At 38.6% G+C, this 21,154-nt stretch carries 21 protein-coding genes; 5 read left to right on the top strand and 16 right to left on the bottom strand.

The genetic code is table 11. From position 1 onward, the window contains the following. Positions 1–75 precede the first annotated feature (75 nt). Genes ACIQXI_RS20290 through ACIQXI_RS20260 form a run of 7 tightly spaced genes read right to left on the bottom strand, consistent with a single transcriptional unit; the run spans position 76 to position 5,842 of the window. A complete protein-coding gene (locus ACIQXI_RS20290) occupies positions 76–435 on the bottom strand; it encodes a Na+/H+ antiporter subunit G (RefSeq protein ID WP_402928114.1) in 360 nt (119 codons plus the stop codon). Next, positions 413–697 carry a Na(+)/H(+) antiporter subunit F1 gene (locus ACIQXI_RS20285; RefSeq protein WP_024360779.1) on the bottom strand — a complete coding sequence of 95 codons (285 nt, stop codon included), beginning with the start codon at positions 695–697 and terminating at the stop codon, positions 413–415. Before ACIQXI_RS20285 ends, ACIQXI_RS20290 begins: the two co-directional genes overlap by 23 nt. Further along, positions 697–1,179 carry a Na+/H+ antiporter subunit E gene (locus ACIQXI_RS20280; RefSeq protein ID WP_402928113.1) on the bottom strand — a complete coding sequence of 161 codons (483 nt, stop codon included), beginning with the start codon at positions 1,177–1,179 and terminating at the stop codon, positions 697–699. The genes ACIQXI_RS20285 and ACIQXI_RS20280 overlap by 1 nt, the downstream gene beginning before the upstream one ends. Then, positions 1,179–2,684 (bottom strand): Na+/H+ antiporter subunit D, encoded by a 1,506-nt coding sequence (locus tag ACIQXI_RS20275; RefSeq protein ID WP_402928112.1) that lies wholly within the window; start codon positions 2,682–2,684, stop codon positions 1,179–1,181. The genes ACIQXI_RS20280 and ACIQXI_RS20275 overlap by 1 nt, the downstream gene beginning before the upstream one ends. Continuing rightward, positions 2,677–3,015 (bottom strand): Na(+)/H(+) antiporter subunit C, encoded by a 339-nt coding sequence (locus tag ACIQXI_RS20270; RefSeq protein WP_402928111.1) that lies wholly within the window; start codon positions 3,013–3,015, stop codon positions 2,677–2,679. The genes ACIQXI_RS20275 and ACIQXI_RS20270 overlap by 8 nt, the downstream gene beginning before the upstream one ends. Positions 3,016–3,018: 3 nt before the next feature. Next, on the bottom strand, positions 3,019–3,441 hold the full coding sequence (locus tag ACIQXI_RS20265; protein WP_402928110.1) for a Na(+)/H(+) antiporter subunit B: 423 nt from the start codon (positions 3,439–3,441) through the stop codon (positions 3,019–3,021). Next, positions 3,431–5,842 (bottom strand): Na+/H+ antiporter subunit A, encoded by a 2,412-nt coding sequence (locus ACIQXI_RS20260; protein ID WP_402928108.1) that lies wholly within the window; start codon positions 5,840–5,842, stop codon positions 3,431–3,433. Before ACIQXI_RS20260 ends, ACIQXI_RS20265 begins: the two co-directional genes overlap by 11 nt. Positions 5,843–6,412: 570 nt before the next feature. Between ACIQXI_RS20260 and ACIQXI_RS20255 the strand changes: the two genes are divergently transcribed. After that, positions 6,413–7,099 (top strand): histidine kinase, encoded by a 687-nt coding sequence (locus tag ACIQXI_RS20255; RefSeq protein ID WP_402928107.1) that lies wholly within the window; start codon positions 6,413–6,415, stop codon positions 7,097–7,099. Positions 7,100–7,163: 64 nt separating this feature from the next. Here ACIQXI_RS20255 and ACIQXI_RS20250 read toward each other — a convergent pair whose 3' ends face one another. Then, positions 7,164–8,369 (bottom strand): MFS transporter, encoded by a 1,206-nt coding sequence (locus ACIQXI_RS20250; RefSeq protein ID WP_402928105.1) that lies wholly within the window; start codon positions 8,367–8,369, stop codon positions 7,164–7,166. A 115-nt stretch (positions 8,370–8,484) separates the two neighbouring features. On the opposite strand from ACIQXI_RS20250, the gene ACIQXI_RS20245 reads away from it, so the two are divergent. Beyond that, entirely contained in the window at positions 8,485–9,210 is a 726-nt protein-coding gene (locus tag ACIQXI_RS20245; protein WP_402928104.1) for a DUF421 domain-containing protein, read from the top strand. 19 nt (positions 9,211–9,229) lie between these two features. On the opposite strand, the gene ACIQXI_RS20240 is transcribed toward ACIQXI_RS20245, so the two are convergent. The 8 genes from ACIQXI_RS20240 to ACIQXI_RS20205 form a co-directional block, all read right to left on the bottom strand. Continuing rightward, a complete protein-coding gene (locus tag ACIQXI_RS20240) occupies positions 9,230–9,934 on the bottom strand; it encodes a CBS domain-containing protein (RefSeq protein WP_402928103.1) in 705 nt (234 codons plus the stop codon). 257 nt (positions 9,935–10,191) lie between these two features. Beyond that, positions 10,192–10,974: an ABC transporter permease gene (locus tag ACIQXI_RS20235; RefSeq protein ID WP_402928102.1), complete on the bottom strand. Its 783-nt coding sequence runs from the start codon at positions 10,972–10,974 to the stop codon at positions 10,192–10,194. Next, the gene (locus ACIQXI_RS20230) at positions 10,971–11,864 is read right to left on the bottom strand and encodes an ABC transporter ATP-binding protein (protein WP_402928100.1); all 894 of its coding nucleotides are present in this window, start codon (positions 11,862–11,864) and stop codon (positions 10,971–10,973) included. Before ACIQXI_RS20230 ends, ACIQXI_RS20235 begins: the two co-directional genes overlap by 4 nt. Further along, positions 11,861–12,064, bottom strand: coding sequence for a PLDc N-terminal domain-containing protein (locus ACIQXI_RS20225; RefSeq protein WP_402928099.1), 204 nt, complete (start codon positions 12,062–12,064; stop codon positions 11,861–11,863). Before ACIQXI_RS20225 ends, ACIQXI_RS20230 begins: the two co-directional genes overlap by 4 nt. Positions 12,065–12,283: 219 nt before the next feature. Continuing rightward, positions 12,284–12,721 (bottom strand): protein-tyrosine phosphatase family protein, encoded by a 438-nt coding sequence (locus ACIQXI_RS20220; protein WP_402928097.1) that lies wholly within the window; start codon positions 12,719–12,721, stop codon positions 12,284–12,286. Between the two features lie 90 nt (positions 12,722–12,811). Continuing rightward, a complete protein-coding gene (locus ACIQXI_RS20215) occupies positions 12,812–13,189 on the bottom strand; it encodes a hypothetical protein (RefSeq protein ID WP_402928095.1) in 378 nt (125 codons plus the stop codon). Positions 13,190–13,379: 190 nt separating this feature from the next. Beyond that, positions 13,380–16,388, bottom strand: a complete 3,009-nt coding sequence (locus ACIQXI_RS20210) for a beta strand repeat-containing protein (RefSeq protein ID WP_402928094.1) — start codon at positions 16,386–16,388, stop codon at positions 13,380–13,382. A 531-nt stretch (positions 16,389–16,919) separates the two neighbouring features. Continuing rightward, on the bottom strand, positions 16,920–17,870 hold the full coding sequence (locus tag ACIQXI_RS20205; protein WP_402928092.1) for a carbohydrate kinase family protein: 951 nt from the start codon (positions 17,868–17,870) through the stop codon (positions 16,920–16,922). A 355-nt stretch (positions 17,871–18,225) separates the two neighbouring features. Here ACIQXI_RS20205 and ACIQXI_RS20200 point away from each other — a divergent pair, with 355 nt between their 5' ends. The 3 genes from ACIQXI_RS20200 (at position 18,226) to ACIQXI_RS20190 (ending at position 20,984) form a co-directional block, all read left to right on the top strand. Then, positions 18,226–18,789: a GNAT family N-acetyltransferase gene (locus ACIQXI_RS20200; RefSeq protein WP_402928091.1), complete on the top strand. Its 564-nt coding sequence runs from the start codon at positions 18,226–18,228 to the stop codon at positions 18,787–18,789. Between the two features lie 18 nt (positions 18,790–18,807). Beyond that, positions 18,808–19,704 (top strand): EamA family transporter, encoded by an 897-nt coding sequence (locus tag ACIQXI_RS20195; RefSeq protein WP_402928090.1) that lies wholly within the window; start codon positions 18,808–18,810, stop codon positions 19,702–19,704. Positions 19,705–19,877: 173 nt separating this feature from the next. Continuing rightward, positions 19,878–20,984, top strand: coding sequence for an extracellular solute-binding protein (locus ACIQXI_RS20190; protein ID WP_402928088.1), 1,107 nt, complete (start codon positions 19,878–19,880; stop codon positions 20,982–20,984). Positions 20,985–21,154 lie beyond the last annotated feature (170 nt).

The raw sequence follows: 21,154 nt of genomic DNA, 5'->3' as shown, positions 1-21,154 counted from the left end.
ACCCTGTTTTTCCTCATATTTCATTGCACTAAATTTACGAAATCCTATGATCGCATCAATGAAAAAATTTATATGCTATTCATCGTCTGCAAATAACTTTGCTTTTAATTCATCGTCTCCTGATCCTTCAGCTAACGGTACACGTGATCGATAGGCAGCACGACATATTAAATGTCCTGCTACCGGTGCTGTTACAAATACAAAGAGAATTCCCAAAATTAATCGAACACTGACATAACCGTCATGGATCCAAAAATAAATAAATGCACCTAATAGACAGGTTAGTACAGATAATGTAGAGCTTTTCGTTGCCGCATGTGAACGGGTATAAACATCAGGCAAACGAATCATACCTAATGCACTAATGACGCTGACAATCGAACCGACAAGTATAAGGATGACTGCCGTCCACTCAATCATTTGATTTACGTTCAACAATCACACCTCTTTCAATATATTTTGTAAAGGCAATTGTACCGATAAAAGCTAATATACCTAAAATTAAAATTGCTTCAAGATATGCCTTCGTTTTTAATACGATGGATACAATAGCAATCGCCGAAAGTAGATTTATACCGATTGTATCGAGTGCTATCGCACGATCAGGCATGGATGGGCCTTTTATAACTCGATATAGTGACAGTGCAATCGACACACTAAATAACGCAAGTGCTAGTAATAAAATTTTCTCAACCATTAGCGTGTCACCTCCATAATTGCTTCTTCAAATTTCCCTATGGAGCGAATTACTGCGTCTTTTGATTGCTCAATATCCATCGCATGAATATAAAACATATCCCCTTCCTCTGAAACTTCCATCACAACGGAACCCGGTGTCAGTGTTAGCAAGAGTGCAAGCGCTGTAATTTCCCAGTCTCCATTCAGCTTTGTCTTATACGTAAAGATACCTGGCGTAATATTCAATTTAGGTGTTGTTATTTGTTTTAGTACATTGTAGCTTGAAAGTAATAGCTCCCAATTAAAAAGCCAAAGTAGTTTAATAATAGAGAATACACGGCGTAAATAAAACTGTGTACCATAAAAGCGGTGCATGGCATATAAAATGCCAATCCCAACAACAAACCCCATTAAAAAGGTTGTAAACTGTGGTGTAATTTCATCCTGTAATAATAACCATAAAGTCGCAATAAATAAATTTAGTATAAACTGCATTGCCATTACTGATTCACCTCACCTTGCCATTTTTCGCCGTTCAATACTGCGTCAATATAAATAGAAGGTGTGTGAAGCGTCTCTGCTGCATCCTTTACATACGGTGCCATCCACTCTGCACCAATACCTAAAGCTATTGTACAAACAGCTAATAACGTCAATGGTAGTACGATACGCTTCGGTAGTGGTTTTTCATCCTCAATACTAATAATCGTTTCACCGAAAAAGGAGGAAAGAAAAATACGAAGTAGCGAATAAAGAACAATTAAGCTAGAGAGAAAGCCTAGTCCTAAGAGAACAAAATTCCCTCCTTCTATCGCCCCTTGTCCTATTAACACCTTACCTAAAAATCCACTTAAAGGTGGAATGCCTGCAAGAGAACACATCATAACAAAGAATAGCCACCCGAAAAATGGATAGTTACGAATAAGCCCACTCATTTTATCTATAGTTGTTTCACCAGTGACATAAATCATCATGCCTACCGCTAAAAATAGCATGGCTTTTAAGACCATATCATGCATTAAATAATACGTTACACCTTGTAAAGCAGACTCCGTTCCGATTGCGAGTCCCGCGACGATAAAGCCAACACCGATTAAGACATTGTACGCAGCGATAGTTCTAACATCTCTTCCAGCAAGTGCACCCATACAGCCAGCAATAATCGTTAACCCTGCCATGATTCCGAGCATCGTATGTGTTACTTCTGTATTCGTTGTAAATAATAATGTAAATGTACGTACTAGTGCATAGATGCCCACTTTCGTTAACAGTGCGGCAAACAATGCAGCAATGGCCGTTGGCGGTACACTATAAGAACCTGGCAACCAGAAGAATAGTAATAAACCTGCCTTTAAGCTAAAAACAATTAGGAACACAAGCCCTACCGTTGTTATTAATGGATCTACGCCTGCTTCTGTCACACGCAGGGAAATATGCGCCATATTTAATGTACCTATCGTGCCGTATAAAAAGGCTAGTGCCACTAAAAAAATCCATGATGCAACAATATTTATTAGTACATATTTTAGTGCTTCACGTAGCTGCACCTTGCCACCACCTAAGCTAATAAGGGCATAGGAGGCAAGCAACATCACTTCAAAGCAAACAAACAGATTAAATATATCGCCTGTTAAAAACGAACCATTTACCCCCGCTACCATTAACAGCACAAATGGATAAAAATACATCCTTTCATATTGCTCGCCAATCGTAAAAAAGGCGTAAATCACACAAATTGTTGCGACAATATTCGCCACTAAAACAAGTAACACGGCAAAAGAATCAGCAACAAATAATATGCCAAATGGCGGAAGCCAACCACTAAAGTCAATACGCATAACACCTTGGTCTTGCACCTCTAGCAAAAGCACAATACTGATGATGACAACAAAGGCTAAAGTACATAAACTCACAATGCGTTGTATCATAATATTTTCTCTTAAAAACACTAGTAAAATGGCCGTAATTACCGGCACGATTAATGGTAAAACGATCATATTACTCATCAGACGTACCTCTCAGTTCATCAAATTCCCCGGTACCATTTGTTTTATAAGCGCGATAGCCGAGAACAAGCACAAAGGCTGTTACTGCAAAGCTAATGACGATAGCTGTTAAAATTAATGCTTGTGGCAGTGCATCTGTATAAGGACCTGCCGATTCACCAATAAGTGGCACATCCCCCTTTTTTAAGCCACCCATCGTTAAAATAAGTAAATGTGCTGCGTGTGAAAGTACAGCTGTTCCTAGAATGACACGTAATAATTGCTTTGAGAGGATTAGGTACGTTGCAACTGCAACTAACACACCAACTAATATTAGTATTAAAGATTCCATTGGCTATTCATCCTCACTTATACTTAAAATAATGGTTACAACAACACCTACAACCGTTAACGCCACCCCGGCTTCGAAAATAGTTACAGTCGAAAAGCCCATTTTCCCAAAAATCGGCACGTTGATATACGTATACGTTTGCGTTAAAAACGGCACATCAAAGAACAGTGAACCGATAGCAGTTCCCGTAGCTAGTAATACGCCCAAGGCTGCTACCTTCTTAAAATCAAACGGCATCCCTTTGTGCACCGTTTCTATATCATAAGCTAAATACAGCAGTACGATTGCCGAGGCCAACACAAGGCCACCGATAAAGCCACCACCTGGCGCATGGTGTCCTGCAAAGAATAAATAAACGCCAAGCGTTAATATAATAAATACGACAGCCTTCGTAATCGTGCGTAAAATAACATCATTAATTTTCATGGTCTGCCTCCTCTTTTCGTGGCTTGAGCTTTGTTAGCGTATAGACGCCTAAGCCAGCAATTAAAAGAACGACAACCTCTAACATCGTATCAAATGCACGGAAATCTCCTAAAATGGTATTTACAATATTTGAACCCCCTGCTAAATCATAGGCATCATTAAAGTACTCCGCGACCGTTTCAAATCGATCATAATGCACGACAGCTAGACCAACTAATGTCACAGTTGCTCCTACAAAAATAGCGATAACAGCATTCGACCATTTCACTCTCAAACGAGATATTTCAGGCATTAAATCCGGCAAATATTTGAAGCATAATAGGAATAATGCGGTTGTCACGGATTCAACAACTAATTGTGTAAGTGCCAAATCAGGTGCTCTGAAAATAACGAAGAAAAACGCAATGGAGTAGCCAAGAACACCGTTCAATAACATTGCTGTAATACGACCCTTTGCAAAAATCATCCATATGGCAGCAAACATCATAACAAAGACCAGCATTAGCTCATAGGAATCTACTGGTGAATCCTTTGCAAAATCAAATGCAAGTGCATCTGACCATATAAAATATCCCGCGATAAGTGCAACGAAAAATACATAAATATAGACAAAATAGTGCGTTAAATTACCTGACATATAACGATTTGTAACCTTCCTCGACCCTTTTTCACTAAAGTCAATAAGATAATTATAGTAGGTATTAAACGTATATTTTGGTGAAAAGACACGGTATATTGGCTTCCAGCTTTTCATCGTTTTAAATAAAATAATGCCAATAATAATAACACCAATAGTCATTAACAATTCTGTATTAACACCATGCCATGCATAAATATGCGGTGTTAAATCACTAGCGGAAGGATAAGTTGGATAAATACTTGCCATTGCAGGCTGTAAAATATAATGTCCAAGGACATTCGGAAAGAAGAATATGCTCACCACTAGTAAGCACAGTATGATTGGCGAAATAAGCATGCCAATCGGTGCTTCATGAGGTTTTTTATCTAGCTTAGCGGGCTGTAATTTACCAAAAAACGTATGACTAATTAAAATCATGCAGTAAACAAACGTAAATATACTTGCAACCCATGCCACAATCGGGAACAATATCCCCCAACTATCAATAGAAAAGACATCAACATGGCGAATGGCTAAGACAGCCGCAAAAAACATTTCCTTACTTAAAAAGCCATTAAACGGTGGTAATCCTGCCATTGAAAAGCCACCAATTACTGCGATTGTGAACGTTACCGGCATTAAGGCCATTAAACCCCCGAGACGCCGAATATCACGTGTTCCCACTTCATGATCGACAATGCCGACCATCATAAATAACGCGCCTTTAAACGTGGAGTGATTAATTAAGTGGAACAACGCGGCAAAGCTTGCCTGTGTATAAATAATTGAACTCTCCGCATAGCCAAAATAATGTGCTACAGAACCAAGCCCAAATAAACTCATTATTAAGCCAAGTTGGCTAACTGTTGAAAATGCCAGTAAGGCTTTTAAATCTGTTTGACGTACTGCGTTGAACGAACCCCAGAACAACGTTATTAGACCTATACCACTGACTAACCAGAACCAGATTGCCTCTCCTCCAAATACTGGAGAGAAACGCGCAACTAAATAAATACCTGCTTTTACCATAGTAGCTGAGTGAAGGTAGGCACTAACTGGGGTTGGGGCTTCCATCGCATCTGGCAACCAAATATGAAAAGGAAATTGTGCGGATTTTGTAAAGGCACCTATTAAAATTAATAACAGCGCAGGAATGAACAATGAATGCTCACGAATTATCTCTACATTAGCGACAATATCCCGGATGCTAAATGTTCCCGATGCTACATACAGCATTAGAAAACCTGCAAGCATAGAAAGACCACCAAATACTGTAATGGTCATTGCTTTTCGTGCACCAGCACGTGAAGCTTTACGATGATGCCAAAATGCAATTAACAAAAATGATGACACACTTGTTAATTCCCAAAATGTATACAGCACCATTAAATTATCTGAAATGACGACGCCGAGCATAGCGCCCATGAATAGTAATAAGTAGCAGTAAAAATGATGAAGAGATTCTTTCGTTGATAAATAAAAAATTGAATATAAAATAACTAAACTACCTACGCCTGTAATCAGCAAACTAAAAATAATGCTGAGTCCATCGAGGTATGTCGTGAAGTTTATAGAAAAAGAGGGAATCCACTCATATGTATGAATAAATGTTTTACCCCCGGCAATTTGAGGAATGTACCGTGCAAGTAAAATAAACAATATGATTGGAACGGATAAAACAAACCAGCCTAAATGTGCAATTCGCCTTAGTCGCCTATAAAGTAATGGGATAAGAGCGGCACATACAAATGGTAAAAGTATCGCAATGAGAACTGTACCCAAATGAAAACCTCCTACAATCAAATTCGTGCAGCGAATTTACGCCTGGATTTAATTACTTAGGACCGCATATTCTTAGATCCTAAGCTATTTTCTAAGCCATTCGCCGATGCTTTGTTTTGTTGCCTACTGAACAATGCAAAGCACTTCTATCACTACCCATCGTAAGCGGGTAGATTAAGCAAAAAGTTTAACGTATATCAGAATTCTTTTACCTGTATAAAAAGGAATTGTATTCAGAAGATTTATCATGCTTAAAGTACCCGATAAATGTTTCGATGCATCAATACTTGACTATCCATTTAACTCACTGCATAATAATGTGGCATATGGAAGCTATTTATTTAAATGCACATCTTGCATAAATAAAATAAGCATAAAACTTGGATTTAAGCTGAATTTCTTAAGCCTTTTCCGTATATCGTCATTAACTTTTATTCACTTTTAAGTATACAATATAAATAAGCATAATGCACTGTAACAGCATTATTTTTAGCTGTTTTAGGATATTTTTTTCATCATCTGCAGTACAAATAACAAAATATCAATAGGATAAAGAGGTGTATATTTTTAATGAAGCATGTTAAAGGGAGATTGGACGAAAGTATTTTAGTTTGTGTCTATTATGGGCTGAATGGGGAACGCTTAATTCGTCGGGGTCATAAAATGGCCATGATGCTTGATTGCCCACTCTATATTCTTTCGGTCGATTCACAACCTCTCGATGCATTTGATGCAGAGAAATCTGGTTACATTGAACAGTGGAAAGACCTCTCCGAAGAACTTGATGTAGAAAAATTTATTTTATTAGATAATGAAAAACGTCCTATCCAGAAAGTAATTGCTGAAGTAGCAAAAAATTACGGTATTTCACAAATTATCGTAGGTCAGAGTGCACAAAGCCGTTGGGAGGAAATTACCAAGGGCTCATTCCTAAATGTTTTATTAAAAGAAGTACCATTTGTAGATTTTCACATCGTAGCTGTCCAACGCCCTACCGAAGATGACGCGTATGATACATACGAAAAAGGTGTACGTGCCTATTTAATTAAAGAACAGGATCATTTTAAAGTAGCGTTTACTTGCCCACAGCACGTTTCTATTGAAGGTATTTTCTTCAAAGAAATTGGCACTGACTTTGACAACGGGGTATTTAAATTCACTTACAATGATAAAATGCATGAGGTTCATATTACTGAAGGCTTGGTCAATGATATAGAAAAGTTACCAACAGAGTTTACAACCCCATTACGACATTAGTACGCTGTAAAATTATTATGCATCTAGCTGACACGCCTCTAAAGTGGAGGCGTGTTTTTTACGTTTACAAAGCAGATGCTGGTTTATCTTTCGGTAAGAAAAATGCCACTAGTAATAATAACGGTAATAATGACACGATTAACATCGTAAAATCGATTCCTTTATGATCCATTAATACGCCTATGACAATCGCTCCAATTGCACCCATACCAAATGCAAAACCAGTCGTTAACCCTGCCATGGTGCCGATTTTAGTCGGGACAAGCTCTTGTGCATACACGACTGTGACCGAGAAGCTAATCATAATTAATGTACCGATAATCACTAAAAATATTGTTGCTGCCCAAAGTGGGACATACGGTAATGCTAAACAGAATGGCATTGGTACAACAACGGAAAGTAAAATGACATTTTTTCGCCCAATACGGTCTGACAACGATCCTCCAAAAAATGTACCGACAACACCAAAAGCCATAAAAGTAAAAATTAATATTTGACCGAGTCGCAAACTCACATCGTAATGATCCATTAAATAAAACACATAAAAACTTGTGATATTCGTTGTATAAAATGAGCGTGCAAAAATAATAGTAAACAATAATGTTAAAGCAACTCCGACTTGCTTCTTAGTCAATGGAGGTAAGGATGACACCAATGTACGCTTTTTCTTGGCTAGACGTTCTTGCTCTAATTGCTTTTTATACCACCCTGCAATTTTGCTTAAAATGAATATCCCAAAAGTGGTTGCAATTAAAACAAATGCTGCTCCACGCTGTCCAAAAATGTCCAAAATATAAGCACTAATTAATGGCGCAAGCGCTTGTCCTGAGTTCCCACCAACTTGATAAATCGATTGGGCAAGACCTCTTTTTGAACCTGCTGCCATAAAGGATACACGTGAACCTTCCGGATGGAATATTGCTGAACCAAATCCTAAAAATAATACAGCTATTAGAATTACCCAATATTGTGTTGTAAAAGCTAAAATGGCAATACCAATAAACGAGCTAATCATACCAATTGGCAATGCATATGGCATTGGCTTTTTATCGCTGATAAAACCGACAACAGGTTGCAGAGCCGAGGCAAACATGTTCAATACAAATGAAATAAGCCCGATTTGCGTAAAGGTCAAACCGAGCTCACTTTTCAATATTGGAAACATTGCAGGTATGACAGACTGCATTGTGTCATTAATCAGATGGGCAATGGCAATAGCAATCATTATCGGAAAAACTGGGTTATTCAAATTTGTCATTTGTTTATTCATGCTACTACCACACTTCCTTAATTGTTCTAAATTTTATTTATAGATGATTGTCGCATACAATTCCTGTTTTTGCACAAGCTATTTTTCGATAGCAGTTCTAAGGAGTTGAAATTGTATGACTGTAGATGAATTTTTCCATGCTAATGTATTGGAAATGGTAGTTAGGGCAACCCTTTCCTTTTTTGCACTACTCATTGTTACACGATTATTAGGGAAAAAACAGCTAGGTCAGCTTACCTTTTTCCACTATACAACCGGTATTACATTTGGGTCGATTGCTTCTGAAATTGCAGCCCAATCTGAGACGCCTTTTTTAGAAGGACTTATTGCATTAATTTGGTGGAGTGTTTTAACGTATCTTATGACGGTTGTCACGATTAAATCTAAAAAAGCGCGTGTACTGGTAGACGATAAACCAACCATTCTTATTCAAAATGGCCTTATTTTAGAATCTGGACTAAAGAAAAATCGTCTGCATATGGATGAATTAACAATGATGTTACGTGAACAATCGGTATTTTCTGTTCAAGATGTCCAATATGCCCTCTTAGAAACAACAGGAAATTTGAGCGTCTTATTGAAGCCGGCAGAGCAACCTTCCACGAAACAAGATATAAAAGCCGATGTTACGCCACCAACTTATTTACCAACAGAAGTTATTTCAGATGGACAGCTCATTAAAGAAAATATTGTTGAGCTTGAGTTAACTGAAGACTGGGTTATGAAAAAGCTAAAAAAACAAAATGTCCAATCTTATGAAGATGTCTATTTTGCACAAGTTCAAACGAATGGCTCCTTATACATTAGCCTAAAAGATAAAGCGAGACGGTCAAGCCCTTAAACAGCTTGTCTCGTCTTGCTTATTGTATTTGCATAATATCTAGTGGTGTAATTATACCAATTAGTTTTTGATGTATCTTGCCATGTTCTGTGATTAACAGTGCCTCAAAGCGTCGTCCACGTTCCACTCCTTGCTTAAATATTTCCTCTGCCTCATAAATCGTTATGTATCTACTGACAAATTTATAATTCACTCTATTTTTTTCGTGCAATAATATATCATGCAATGTTGGCACATGTTTCGGCACATGATTGCCACCCATTACTGATGCAAGCCAGTTGGTAATACCAACCGTTGTTACTAGACCTTTAAATTGGTCTTTATGATAGACAGGAAACTGGGTAAATTTCCGTTGGCGAATTACTTTTAATACATGTTTTAATGAATCACTTTCTTGAAAGACAAGCACCCTTTTTCGAAACATTTGCCCGACAAGCGTTGGCCTTGCAAGCGTTTCATCCATATATTCAATGCGCTCAACTACGTCTTCGTGCGGTTCTGCAATTACATATTCCATAGATGTCCGATGATGGACAATTGCATTACGTAAATCTGCATAAGAACGCAAATCATCCTCATATTTACGTACTAGTACATCCTTTTTCTTGGCCTGGTCGACGAGACGGTAAAAAGGCATAAAATCCTTTGCACCAATAATATCCCTTAACCGATGATCAATGCGATTAAAGGCCGTCAGAAAACGATCGGAATTTTGTGTAGTCAACTATATCACCCACTCCATAGCAAGATTTTATACTTCAAGTTATGAGACAACTCCGGAGTTATAGCTCCATTATATTCCTAAGTAATGGATATTCCAAGAAGTTTGGGTACTACTATCGGTGCCTGGCACTCTGCTGTTACATATAAAAATCCACTTCGCTTTCTTCAGGCTTATAGAAGCCATAAGAATCAAAGTGGATTTTGGGTGACAGGCACTGACACAATTTTAAATATTCGGAATCGTTTAGGTGTCAGGCACTATATTTTTGTCATGGCCGCATTTTTATTCATTGAAAAGACGCCAATACTTATACAAATAACTATAAGAACTATTGTAATAGCTAGGCTCCACCAATAATGGGGCATTTCCATTGTGCCACGAATAAGCTGCACACCATACGATGGTAACTTCCAAGGTGATATTGTCCAAAATGTACCTACAAGTCCATCAAGTATTTGACCTACAAAAATAACTATAAATGCGCATGTTGTAGCCACTACCGTGTTAAACATTGCACTCATCATAAGTGTTAAGGCTATGACAAATAATAACCAGATGAAATACGTACTGACACTGGCTAATAGAGTTCCTATTTCGAATTTGCCGTACAACACGACCGTATAATAGACACTTGCCGTAAATCCAGCTACGATACTTACAAAGCCCACTGTACTTATCACTAAAAACTTACTTATAAAAAACGCGCCAAATGAAATAGGACGTACATACAATAATGTAGCCAGACCGCTTGAACGTTCCTTGCTAATAGAGCCTACAAACGAAGCCATCAGTACAAGTAACCCAATTAATTGAAATTGACTTATCGTAGCTAACAATAGATCAGCAGGAACTAATTCTGGCATCAGCATTTCGAAACCTTCAGGCATATTACCAACAGCCTCTAAAATATCCATCATATAAAAGTTAGTCAGTGGTTCACTCATCCCTATAAGTGCGAAAACGAGCGGAATCCATAAAAACTTCCTACTACGCCACGCTTCACGAAATTCCTTTTGAAGCAGTACATTTAATCCATTCATGTTCGTTTCGCCACCTTCATGAAAATTTCCTCAAGCGACGCCGTTTGACGTGCTACGTTCCGTACTGCATAAGGATAAGCCGTAAGGCGTTCGAGTAATTGCTGCATGCTAGGTTGCTCGTTTTCAATTGCTACGTTCACATAGCAGCCATTCACTGTACATGTAAATGGCGATTGACTGGCAAAACGCTGTGCCTCTTCCTGCGTGCTAAATTCCACACCATAACTTGGTTCATCAAAGCGTTGGCGCACTTCTTGTAATGTTCCCTGCTCCACAAGCTTGCCATGACGTAAAAATAATAACTGGTCTGTCATTTCTTCAGCATCATTCAAAATATGCGTTGAATACAAAATCGTCGTCTCTTGCTGTAAACCTTTTAGTAAATCAAGAACTTCTCTTCGACCAACTGGGTCTAAAGCAGATACTGGCTCATCTAACAGAAGTAATTTAGGCTTATGCACAATTGCCTGGGAAATACCTAATCGTTGCTTCATACCACCTGAAAACGTTGCGATTTTTTTATGCAAATCATTGCCTAGTCCTACAAATTCTAATGTTTTTTGTGCCTCTTGCTTTGCTTTTTTAGCAGGTACACCACTTAATTTTGCTGCCATTTCTGTAAACTCCAGCGCACTTAACCAAGGTTGAAATTGCGGATACTGCGGCAAAAAACCAATATTTGCACGAATATCTCCATACGACATTTTTATACTACCTAAAGAGGGCTTTAATAAGCCTGTTAACATCGATAAAGTTGTTGTCTTCCCTGCCCCATTTGGGCCGATTAATGCTGTGGAAGTATGTTCATCTAATGAAAAGTCAATGGCATCCACTACCGTTTTATCACCAAAACGCTTCGTCAAACCCGTTACTTGCAGTAATGTAGTCATGATTGTTTTCTCCCGGCGATAAAATATGCAACTGGTCCTAATAGATTAATAAACAATATAATAAATACCCATAAAATTTTTGGCCCATTCGTTGCATGAATCTTACGAAGGTCAATGAGTGCAACAATCATTAGTATAATTTGTACCCCGATTAGTGGCGCTATAACAGCCCAAGGGATTTTTGCTAATTCCTCCATCATATAAACCACCTCATCTTTTGTTCTAATACAACTATAACAATTTTGTTCTAATATGTATAGAACAATTTTATCTATTTTGCAGCATTTTTATTCCATTGAAAATTTCCCCTATATATTTCATTTAAGATTGTCGCGTCTCCAGATAAAAAAACCACCATTTAAACATGGTGGCTAAGTTTATACTTATTCATTTGTTTCGTACCAGTAATCTTTTGAAATTCACTTGTCATACAACTGCTTTAAAGCAGTCGCCATATTTGGGCGTATCGTTACTTGGGAACGCGCCTTTTTCACAGCAGATTCCGCTTCCTCTAAGGAATTCGCTAAGCCAAGTTCCATTAACACAGCCGTTGCAGCTACACCTGCTCGTCCACCGCCACTTCCACAGTGGAAATAAACCTTTTGTCCAGATTCATAAGCAGAGACAATCTTTTTCGCGACCAGGTCGATAGACGGCGCTACTTCCGTTTCTTCATCAGCGATAGGGATATGGTGGTAGTCATAATGTGCGGCTTGCTGTTGTTGTTCAGTTAATCCATTTACTCGAACATCAATCACAACATCTACCTGCTCATTTGAAAAAGCAGCGTCTGCATCTTGTGCACCACCAAAAAATAATCGATCCTTCACTAACACATCATAGTTTTTTTCCATCATATCCACACTCCAAGCTGATATTTCTCTAATAAATGTCCAATCGCTTATTATACACAGGTTCCGCCTCAATCGCTCGTTGTTTCAAGACTTCTAGGAAAAACCTATTTTTTCCATCATATCTATTACTCGTAGTTTCAATGCTTCTAGAGAAAACCAATCTTCTTCGTCAACAACGCTAGCTTGTACTCTGTCAATTGCTCGTTGTTTAAAGACTTCTGGAGTAACCCAATCTTCTTCTTCGAAACTATCAATTGGCGCAACTTCAATACCCTCTAGACCATCTCCCCATGTAACTGTAGCTTTAACTTCCTCTAAAATTTCTAAATATTGTTGATATAATTCTTCTTTTTCTTGTTGACTTAAGACAGCTACTGGTGCTGCACCATTTTTTGTAATAAAGAAAATCAAGAGAATACAAGCCAAGGCAAAAACAATCGTGAACAATTTGTACGTTTTTTTGGACTCCATTCTATCCTACTCCTTATGATAGTTAGATGTCTCATAACGAAATATATTTTTGATTTACGTTATGAAACTACACCAGTTGGACTGCAATAGAATTTTGTATTTAATGTGTGGTAACTGTAAAGATTAAGGTAATCTAACCTTCCACCGATAGTGAATTAATAAGTTGTACCTCGATTAGTAACACGAGCGGCTACTCTCGATCGTGTAAAGTTACTTCATTATCAATCATTGGTATTGTTTCGTCTGCCACAGATGCTGGTTCATTCGTTTTCCATTTTGCGAAAACTTCTGTTTTTCTATTAATTGGTTTGTCAAAATCAAAAGTTTGCCCTTGGTCATCCACCCATTCAATAAATTCCCTGTCATCATTAATGATTGGGGTAAACGATTTTTGAACCTTTGAACCTCTAGGAACAATTGATTTGAATAACTTTTTCTTCTCTCCATCAATACTCTTATCATAATATGTGACCGTGTGGTAGTTTAAAGTAGCAGGGAAAATTCTTCTAACACTATCAATTGTGACAGTTCCGCGTGATTCTAACATATGATGAGCAGTTTCACTTTTATCAGTATCTGTTATATCATAGACATTATATGGTCCTATGTGTCTCACAGCAAATTTAGACGGTGCATTTCTAGTATAAAATGTAGCTAGGTTTTCCGGAAAAGCCAGTCGAATTATTCTGTTTTTCCATAAATTACTGTTACGGACTATTCTGCCATCTAAATTCATTCTAATGTGTGTACCAAATTCCAAAAAACCTATTATATTCCTTCCGTAAGGTCTTCGAACAAATTTAGGCTGGCTCTTCTCTTTTTTAACTACCTCTACTGATTCTTCTACCACCGATGTTGATTCTTCTATTGTCGGTGCTGTTCCACCTGCTGGCGATGCCGACTCATCTATCGATCCTTCTGCTGTTATTTCACCTGCCGCCAATGTTGATTCCTCTGTTGCTGATGTTGATTCTTCTGTCTCTCCACCGGCTGATTCTTCTCCCGTTGATGCTGTTGTTCCACCCAATTCTGGTTCTATTGGGGAGTTATTTGTTGCCAATACTAGTCCATCTGTTGATCCATTTGCCACTGGTGCTGATGTATCTGTTGTTTCACTAACTGTCGATGTTGATTCGTCCGATGTTCCACTTGTTGATTCTTCTGCCATTGATGCTGATCCTTCAGTTGCCGGGATTGTTCCACCTTCCACCAGTGTTGATTCTTCTGTTGTCGGTGCTGTTGTTCCACCTGGTTCTGGTGCTGATGCTAATTCATCTGTTGACATCGTTGTTCCACCGGTTGACGGTACTGTTTCGCTTGCCTCCGATGCTGATTTACCCGTTGCTCCATCTGTCGATTGATCCGCCAATTGTGTTGACTCACTTGTTGTTGGTGCTTGTCCACCTGTGTCTCCATCAGTTGAACCACTTGCTACCTGTGTTGAACCTTCTGCCACCGGTGTTAATTCATCTGTTGTCGGAGCTACTTCTTCAGATACTGTCGGAGCCGATACACCTATTGATTCTTCTGTCATCGATGTTGTTTTATCTGCTGATTCTTCTACTACTGATGCTGATTCCTCAGTTACCGGTGCTGTTCCACTTGCTGGCGATGTTACTTCTTCGGATACTATCGATGTTGAACCACTTGTGAAACCTTCAGTCACCACTGTTGACTTACCTGTTACCGGCGTTATATCATCTACCATTGATGTTGATTCACCTGCTGGCGATGCCGACTCATCTATCGATCCATTTGCTGTTGTTTCACCTGCGTCCAATGTCGATTCACCTGTTGTTCCACTTGCCACTGGTGCTGTTCTATTTTCAGCCGATGTTGACTCATCTCCTGCCTGTGCTGTTGTTTCACTTGATTCTAGTTCTGTTGGTGTTGTCATCGCTGTTGTTTCTTCTGTTATTCCAATTGTCGATTCTTCTGCCACCGTTGCTGATCCCTCAGTTGCCGGGACTGTTCCACCTCCCGCCAATGTCGATTCTTCTGCCACCGTTGTTGCTTCATCGGTTGTCAATGCTGTTGTTCCACCCAATTCTGGTTCTGTTGGTGATTTATTTGTTGTCGATGCTGAATCTTCTATCGTACCACTTATCAATCCATCTGCCACCGTCTTTGATTCTGTTACTGGTGCTGTTGTTCCACCTGCCGCCGATGTCAATTCTTCTGTTACTCCACTTGTTGATTCCTCTACCATCGATGTTGATTCACCTGTTGATCCATCTGCCACCGTTGTTGATTCTGGTGTCGGCGCTGTTGCACCACCCTTTGCTGATTCCTTTGCTGATGCTGATTCTTCTGTTGTTCTACTTGTTGGTCCTTCCACCACTTGTGTTGCCCCACCTGATACCGGTGCTATTCCCCCCATGGCCGGTGTTTTTCCACTTGTCACTGGTATTGATTCCTCTGCCATCGATGACGATCCACCTGTTGATCCATCCACCACTTGTGTTGCCCCGCCTGCTACTGGTACTGTTTCACCCATTGCTGGTGTTGTTCCACTTGTTGATCCATCTGCCACCGTTGTTGATTCTGGTGTCTGCGCTGTTGCTCCACCTTTTGCTGATTCCTTTGCTGATGCTGATTCTTCTGTTGTTCTACTTGTTGGTCCTTCTACCACTTGTGTTGCCCTACCTGATACCGGTGCTATTCCACCTATTGCCGATATTGTTCCACTTGTCACTGGTATTGATTCCTCTGTCATCGATGTCGATCCACCTGTTGATTCACCTGTTGATCCTTCTACCACTTGTATAGCCCCACCTGATACCGGTGCTACTCCTCCCATTGCCGGGGTTGCTCTAGCTATTGCTGATGTTAATCCTCCTGTTGTTCTACCTGTCGCCAGTGCTGTTCGGCCCGTTGCCGGTACTACCGGTGTTGTTGCTTCATCTACTATCGATGCTGATTCACCTGTTAATCCATCCATCATTCCATTTGCTACCGTTGTTGATTCAATTGTTGCCGGGGTTGGCGGGGCTGTTGAGGATTTCGCTCTACCCGCTTCTGATTTTACTTGTGGTAATTCAGCTCGAGCGGTGTCAACTGAACCATAGTTTGCGTCTGTTAAGTCATTGCTATCAATTTGATTTACTATTGCTGGTGTTGCGGCAGCAGCTACGGCGGCAGAAACAGCAATAATAAGTGCTTTCTTCTTTTTCTTCTTTGTTTCTTCTTTTTTCTTCATTTCAAATAGATCCTTCCTTTCTTTAAATTTTTCTGCGAATCAGCAATTTTCCGAAATTCAGGTACTACCTACTATTACTCCACCCCTCCTCAAAACTTTTAGAATAATTAAATAATAAAATGTTGAAATAGCTTTAGTCTAGTAAAAAGGATTGACAGAACCCATTAAAATAGCAGTTTTTTAATATATTTTATTAAAATATAATTCTAACAAAAGATTTTTTTCAAAAAGATCACTCATTGGTCTTGTACTTGAATAATTTTTTTGTATTTTGGTAGCAGTATGCGAAAAGCAATAAAACATCCTTTCAACTCGAGCCACTACGCTAATGAACAAAGCTATCGGCTATATTAAAGAAAAATACTTACATTATCATTTTTAAGCTACTTGACCGAGAGCAATGTTACACAATAATCTATTGAGATAGTTTTAGCTGTGTCAATTTAATTACTTTCTAAAAAGAAAAAAGATGTACTATAATCAGCACATCTTTTCGTTAATATTTATATAGACATTCACTTGCTTCGGCAGTTATTTCTCTAATAAATGTTTGATATCTTCATAATAAGGTAGCGCCGTCAATGCTCCTGCCTTTGTCGCTGCCATAGCGCCTAAACGATTGCCAAAGCTAACACAACGAACTAGCTCTTCTTCCGTTGTTGGTAAGCCATTGTAATGTACATCGCGCAATACGCCAGCCATAAAAGCATCGCCTGCACCAGTCGTATCAACTGGGACAACCTTTTCTGTCGGAACATGTATAACTTCGCCGTTTAATGCGGCATACGTACCCTCTTCACCTACTGTTACTAAAATGATGGGCACTAAATAACTATTTAACTGCGCAATACCTTCTTCTAACGTAGTCGTCTCTGTTAAGAAAAATAATTCATCATCCGTTACTTTTAAAATATCTACATTGTCAAAGAAAGAAGTAATCGTTTCACGACAAATTTCTTCACTGCTCCAACGTAATGGGCGAATATTGGCATCCATTGCGATAATAGCACCTTTTTCTTTTGCCATTTCAACAGCCGCACTAGTAGTTGCTAGGGCAGTTGGGTGAAACATTGTACCTGAGCACACAATCAATGCAGATGCATGTTTAAAAGCAGCTTCATTTAATTGCGCTGCCTCAACTTGTAAATCGGGTGTTTCATCGACATAATCTTTAAAAATTCGCTCACATTCTTCTGTTAAATGCACGTAAACGCCACTTACACGTTTTGCAGGATTAAATACCGCGAAATCAAGGTTTACACCTTCTTGTGCAAGACCATCTCGAACAAATTGCGAACCTTCGTCATCACCAGTAATTGTAATCAGTGCAGATGGAGCACCGATTCTGCTAATACCCGCTGCGACATTGACCGTTGCGCCACCCATATATTTAGTAAAAGATGAATTCGTTACATCATCAGCAATATAGTCAATAAAAGCATCTCCATAGACTAAAATAAAATCCTTATCTTCCTTTGTCATTATTGTCCCCCCGAAAGTCTAGTCATTATAGATTAACACGAAAGTTGATTTCCTATAAAGTTTTAAACTTTCGGAAAAATAATGAAATCCATACATTCTTTATAGAATCTCACTACTAAAACGCTATTTTCCGACTTTATTCGCTAAACTACACTGAACAATTATGATTCATCATTAAATGGTCATCCTAAGGATTACAGCGCAGGTTGTGCTTTAAAAAGTGACCGCACACAGCGTCCATTTGCACCGACAATCAACGGCAATAACCTCTATAACAAAGTAGTGAATATTTCAAAATCTTGAGACATCATCTATCTTTGTTATACTTGCCTATAGAAAGGTAGGGATTTTGACAATGAGTATTACAATTCGACAAGCGCAACCGCAAGATGCCCATGCCGTTGTGCCACTAATTATTGATGCGATTGGTGAGATTGCCAACCGTTTAACAGGTGAACAAACAGCTTCAATGGTTGAACAAGAACTAACACAGCTTTTTAAGCGTGAAGATAATAGACATTCCTATTTAAATACTTTTGTTGCTGTAGAAGGTGAACAAATATTAGGAATTCTTGTATACTACAACGGCGAACAAGCCATCCAAATGGATGCCAATCTCGTAAAATGGCTTAAAGAAAAAAATGCCCCTTCTATTACGATTGATAAAGAGGCACATGAAGATGAATATTATATTGATACAGTTTGTGTATCGCCAGAGGCTCGTGGTAAAGGAATAGGTACACTATTAATCCAATTCGCCATAGACCAAACGATCGAACGAGGCTTTACAAAATTATCATTAAATGTAGAAACACAAAAAGAAGATGCTCGTCGCTTATATGAACGCATGGGCTTTGTTATTACAGAACCATGGTCGATTATAGACGAACCCTTCCATCATATGGTGAAACAAGTTTAGGATGTGGATGAATTAAGTATGAAAACAAATTTATTATATCCTCTTTTGATTGTCATTGCTTCAAGTAGCTATGGTATTTTATCGACCATTGTCAAAGTAGCTATGCAGCATGGCTTTACATCATCAGAGGCGGTATCGAGTCAATATATTATTGGCTTTCTGCTTGTTGGGATGATTTTTATCATTACCCAAAGGCAACTACCGAAACTTTCAAAAAACGGGCTAGTTATTTTAGTTAGCGCGGGTATTTTTACAGGCACTACCGGCATTGTCTATGGTGAATCATTAAAATATTTACCTGCATCACTTGCCGTCGTTATGCTCTTCCAATTTACTTGGATTGGTTTATTGTTAGATTGCCTTATTCGTAAGCGTCTACCGAGTAGACCTGAAGTTATTTCTATAGTGGTTTTATTTGCAGGAACGATTTTAGCTGCTGGTGTATTAAATGTCGATTTAAGTGGTATTCCTGTACAAGGCTGGTTATTCGGGTTAGCTGCTGCCTTTACCTTCGCCTGCTTTATTCAATTTAACTCTCGTCCCGTTGAAGGTGTTACAACAACATCAAGAGTTTTAATTGTTTCCTTTGTAGCACTTATTATGATCAGTATTTTCCTAAGTCCTGAAATTGCATGGAATGGGAAATTATTCGCAGAGGGCTTGTGGAAGTATGGACTAGCACTTGGACTTTTCGGTATTATTCTACCGATTTATTTATTTTCGATTGCAGTACCTAAAGTTGGTGGCGCACTTGCCTCTATTTTAAGCGCGATTGAGCTACCTGTTGCTGTCACTGTTTCTGTCATTGTATTGCATGAATCACTTACGATTTTACAAGTCATTGGCATTATTTTTGTTATTTTGGGCATGATGCTCCCTACTCTGCTCGCCAATCGTAAAGCAAAAACGACTTAAAAATGGTTCTAGCCATTTTTAAGTCGTTTTTTATTTAGATGGTTGAAAATCGTTATTTTTTTCATTTATGATAATATTACGTTAGATTTTTTTAATTATTCTAACATTAATGCTTTGTTTAAGTATTATACTGCACTATGTAAGTAACACACTATAGGAAGGGGAAGATGATTATGAAAAAAACACGTATTTTCGGATTTTTGCTTGTGTTGATGCTTATTGTTGTAGCTGCATGTAGCAACAGCGACGATAAGGATTCGACAAAAGAAGCCACAAATGGCGACACTGCATCTGATGCTAACAAGGCAGAAGACAACACATCTCCATCGGGCAAACTGGTCATTTACACAGGACGTGATGAAGAAATGGTGCAAGGCGTAATCGATCAGTTTAATGAGAAGTACCCGGACATTCAAGTGGAGTTTTTAACAATGGGAGCGCAGCAAATATTGGAGCGCCTTCGCGGTGAAAAAGCGAATCCTCAGGCAGATTTTTGGTGGGGTGGTACACAATCGGCATTAATGGTAGGTGCTAATGAAGATTTACTACATGCTTGGCAACCGAGTTTTATCGACACGATCGATACAAACTATAAAGATGCGGAAGGTCGCTGGTTCGGTGAAATGCTATTACCTGAAGTTATTATGATTAACAGTGACTTACTAACAAAAGAGAGCGGCCCACAAGATTGGGACGATTTATTAGACCCAAAATGGAAAGATCAAATTTTAATTCGCGGCGTCTTAGCCTCTGGAACGATGCGTACTATTTACTCTTCAATGATCGTTCGCCAAGGTGCTGATACACCTGACAAAGGTTATGATTGGCTTTTAAAATTAGATGCCAATACGAAAGAATATACACAAGATCCAAATGCCCTTTATTTAAAGCTTACAAGACAAGAAGGCACTCTTTCTTTATGGAATTTACAAGATATTTTATTAAAGAAATATACAACGGATTATCCATTCGATTACATTTATCCGAAGAGTGGTGCACCGATTTTAGTTGATGGTGTTGCGGTCGTTAATAATGCCAAAAACTTGGAGAACGCAAAATTGTTCGTAGAGTTTTTATTTGAAAAAGACATGGTCACAAAATTAGCGAATGATTATTACCAAATTCCAACACGCTCCGACATCGATCAGGCGACAATGCCAGAATGGTATCAAGAATTAGATTTAAAAACATTTGATATTGACTGGCAACTTATGGCGGAAAAAGAAGCCGAGTGGATGGAGCATTGGGATACAAATATTAAAGGTAGAGGAAAAAAATAAAATTTGTCGACTGATACTTCACGAAATAATACAGCTAGTGGGTCCTGTACAAGGATCCACTTTCTCTTAAAAACAACGCACATTATTAACATTGTCTTATATTGAACTAATAAGACTTTTGTTTAAATAAAATACTTCCCACTTATTTGGAGTTAGAACCCGTATAACTC

It is taken from the genome of Lysinibacillus sp. NPDC097195, from assembly GCF_044762075.1.
Classification (GTDB): Bacteria; Bacillota; Bacilli; order Bacillales_A; family Planococcaceae; genus Lysinibacillus.
This window is presented reverse-complemented; position numbering and strand designations above follow the sequence as displayed.

Bases quoted from the DNA above. Each gene is read 5' to 3' on its own strand.
- ACIQXI_RS20285 (WP_024360779.1), bottom strand. From the start codon at position 697: ATGGTTGAGAAAATTTTATTACTAGCACTTGCGTTATTTAGTGTGTCG.
- ACIQXI_RS20280 (WP_402928113.1), bottom strand. From the start codon at position 1,179: ATGGCAATGCAGTTTATACTAAATTTATTTATTGCGACTTTATGGTTA.
- ACIQXI_RS20275 (WP_402928112.1), bottom strand. From the start codon at position 2,684: ATGAGTAATATGATCGTTTTACCATTAATCGTGCCGGTAATTACGGCC.
- ACIQXI_RS20270 (WP_402928111.1), bottom strand. From the start codon at position 3,015: ATGGAATCTTTAATACTAATATTAGTTGGTGTGTTAGTTGCAGTTGCA.
- ACIQXI_RS20265 (WP_402928110.1), bottom strand. From the start codon at position 3,441: ATGAAAATTAATGATGTTATTTTACGCACGATTACGAAGGCTGTCGTA.
- ACIQXI_RS20255 (WP_402928107.1), top strand. From the start codon at position 6,413: ATGAAGCATGTTAAAGGGAGATTGGACGAAAGTATTTTAGTTTGTGTC.
- ACIQXI_RS20250 (WP_402928105.1), bottom strand. From the start codon at position 8,369: ATGAATAAACAAATGACAAATTTGAATAACCCAGTTTTTCCGATAATG.
- ACIQXI_RS20245 (WP_402928104.1), top strand. From the start codon at position 8,485: ATGACTGTAGATGAATTTTTCCATGCTAATGTATTGGAAATGGTAGTT.
- ACIQXI_RS20235 (WP_402928102.1), bottom strand. From the start codon at position 10,974: ATGAATGGATTAAATGTACTGCTTCAAAAGGAATTTCGTGAAGCGTGG.
- ACIQXI_RS20230 (WP_402928100.1), bottom strand. From the start codon at position 11,864: ATGACTACATTACTGCAAGTAACGGGTTTGACGAAGCGTTTTGGTGAT.
- ACIQXI_RS20225 (WP_402928099.1), bottom strand. From the start codon at position 12,064: ATGATGGAGGAATTAGCAAAAATCCCTTGGGCTGTTATAGCGCCACTA.
- ACIQXI_RS20220 (WP_402928097.1), bottom strand. From the start codon at position 12,721: ATGATGGAAAAAAACTATGATGTGTTAGTGAAGGATCGATTATTTTTT.
- ACIQXI_RS20215 (WP_402928095.1), bottom strand. From the start codon at position 13,189: ATGGAGTCCAAAAAAACGTACAAATTGTTCACGATTGTTTTTGCCTTG.
- ACIQXI_RS20210 (WP_402928094.1), bottom strand. From the start codon at position 16,388: ATGAAGAAAAAAGAAGAAACAAAGAAGAAAAAGAAGAAAGCACTTATT.
- ACIQXI_RS20205 (WP_402928092.1), bottom strand. From the start codon at position 17,870: ATGACAAAGGAAGATAAGGATTTTATTTTAGTCTATGGAGATGCTTTT.
- ACIQXI_RS20200 (WP_402928091.1), top strand. From the start codon at position 18,226: ATGAGTATTACAATTCGACAAGCGCAACCGCAAGATGCCCATGCCGTT.
- ACIQXI_RS20195 (WP_402928090.1), top strand. From the start codon at position 18,808: ATGAAAACAAATTTATTATATCCTCTTTTGATTGTCATTGCTTCAAGT.
- ACIQXI_RS20190 (WP_402928088.1), top strand. From the start codon at position 19,878: ATGAAAAAAACACGTATTTTCGGATTTTTGCTTGTGTTGATGCTTATT.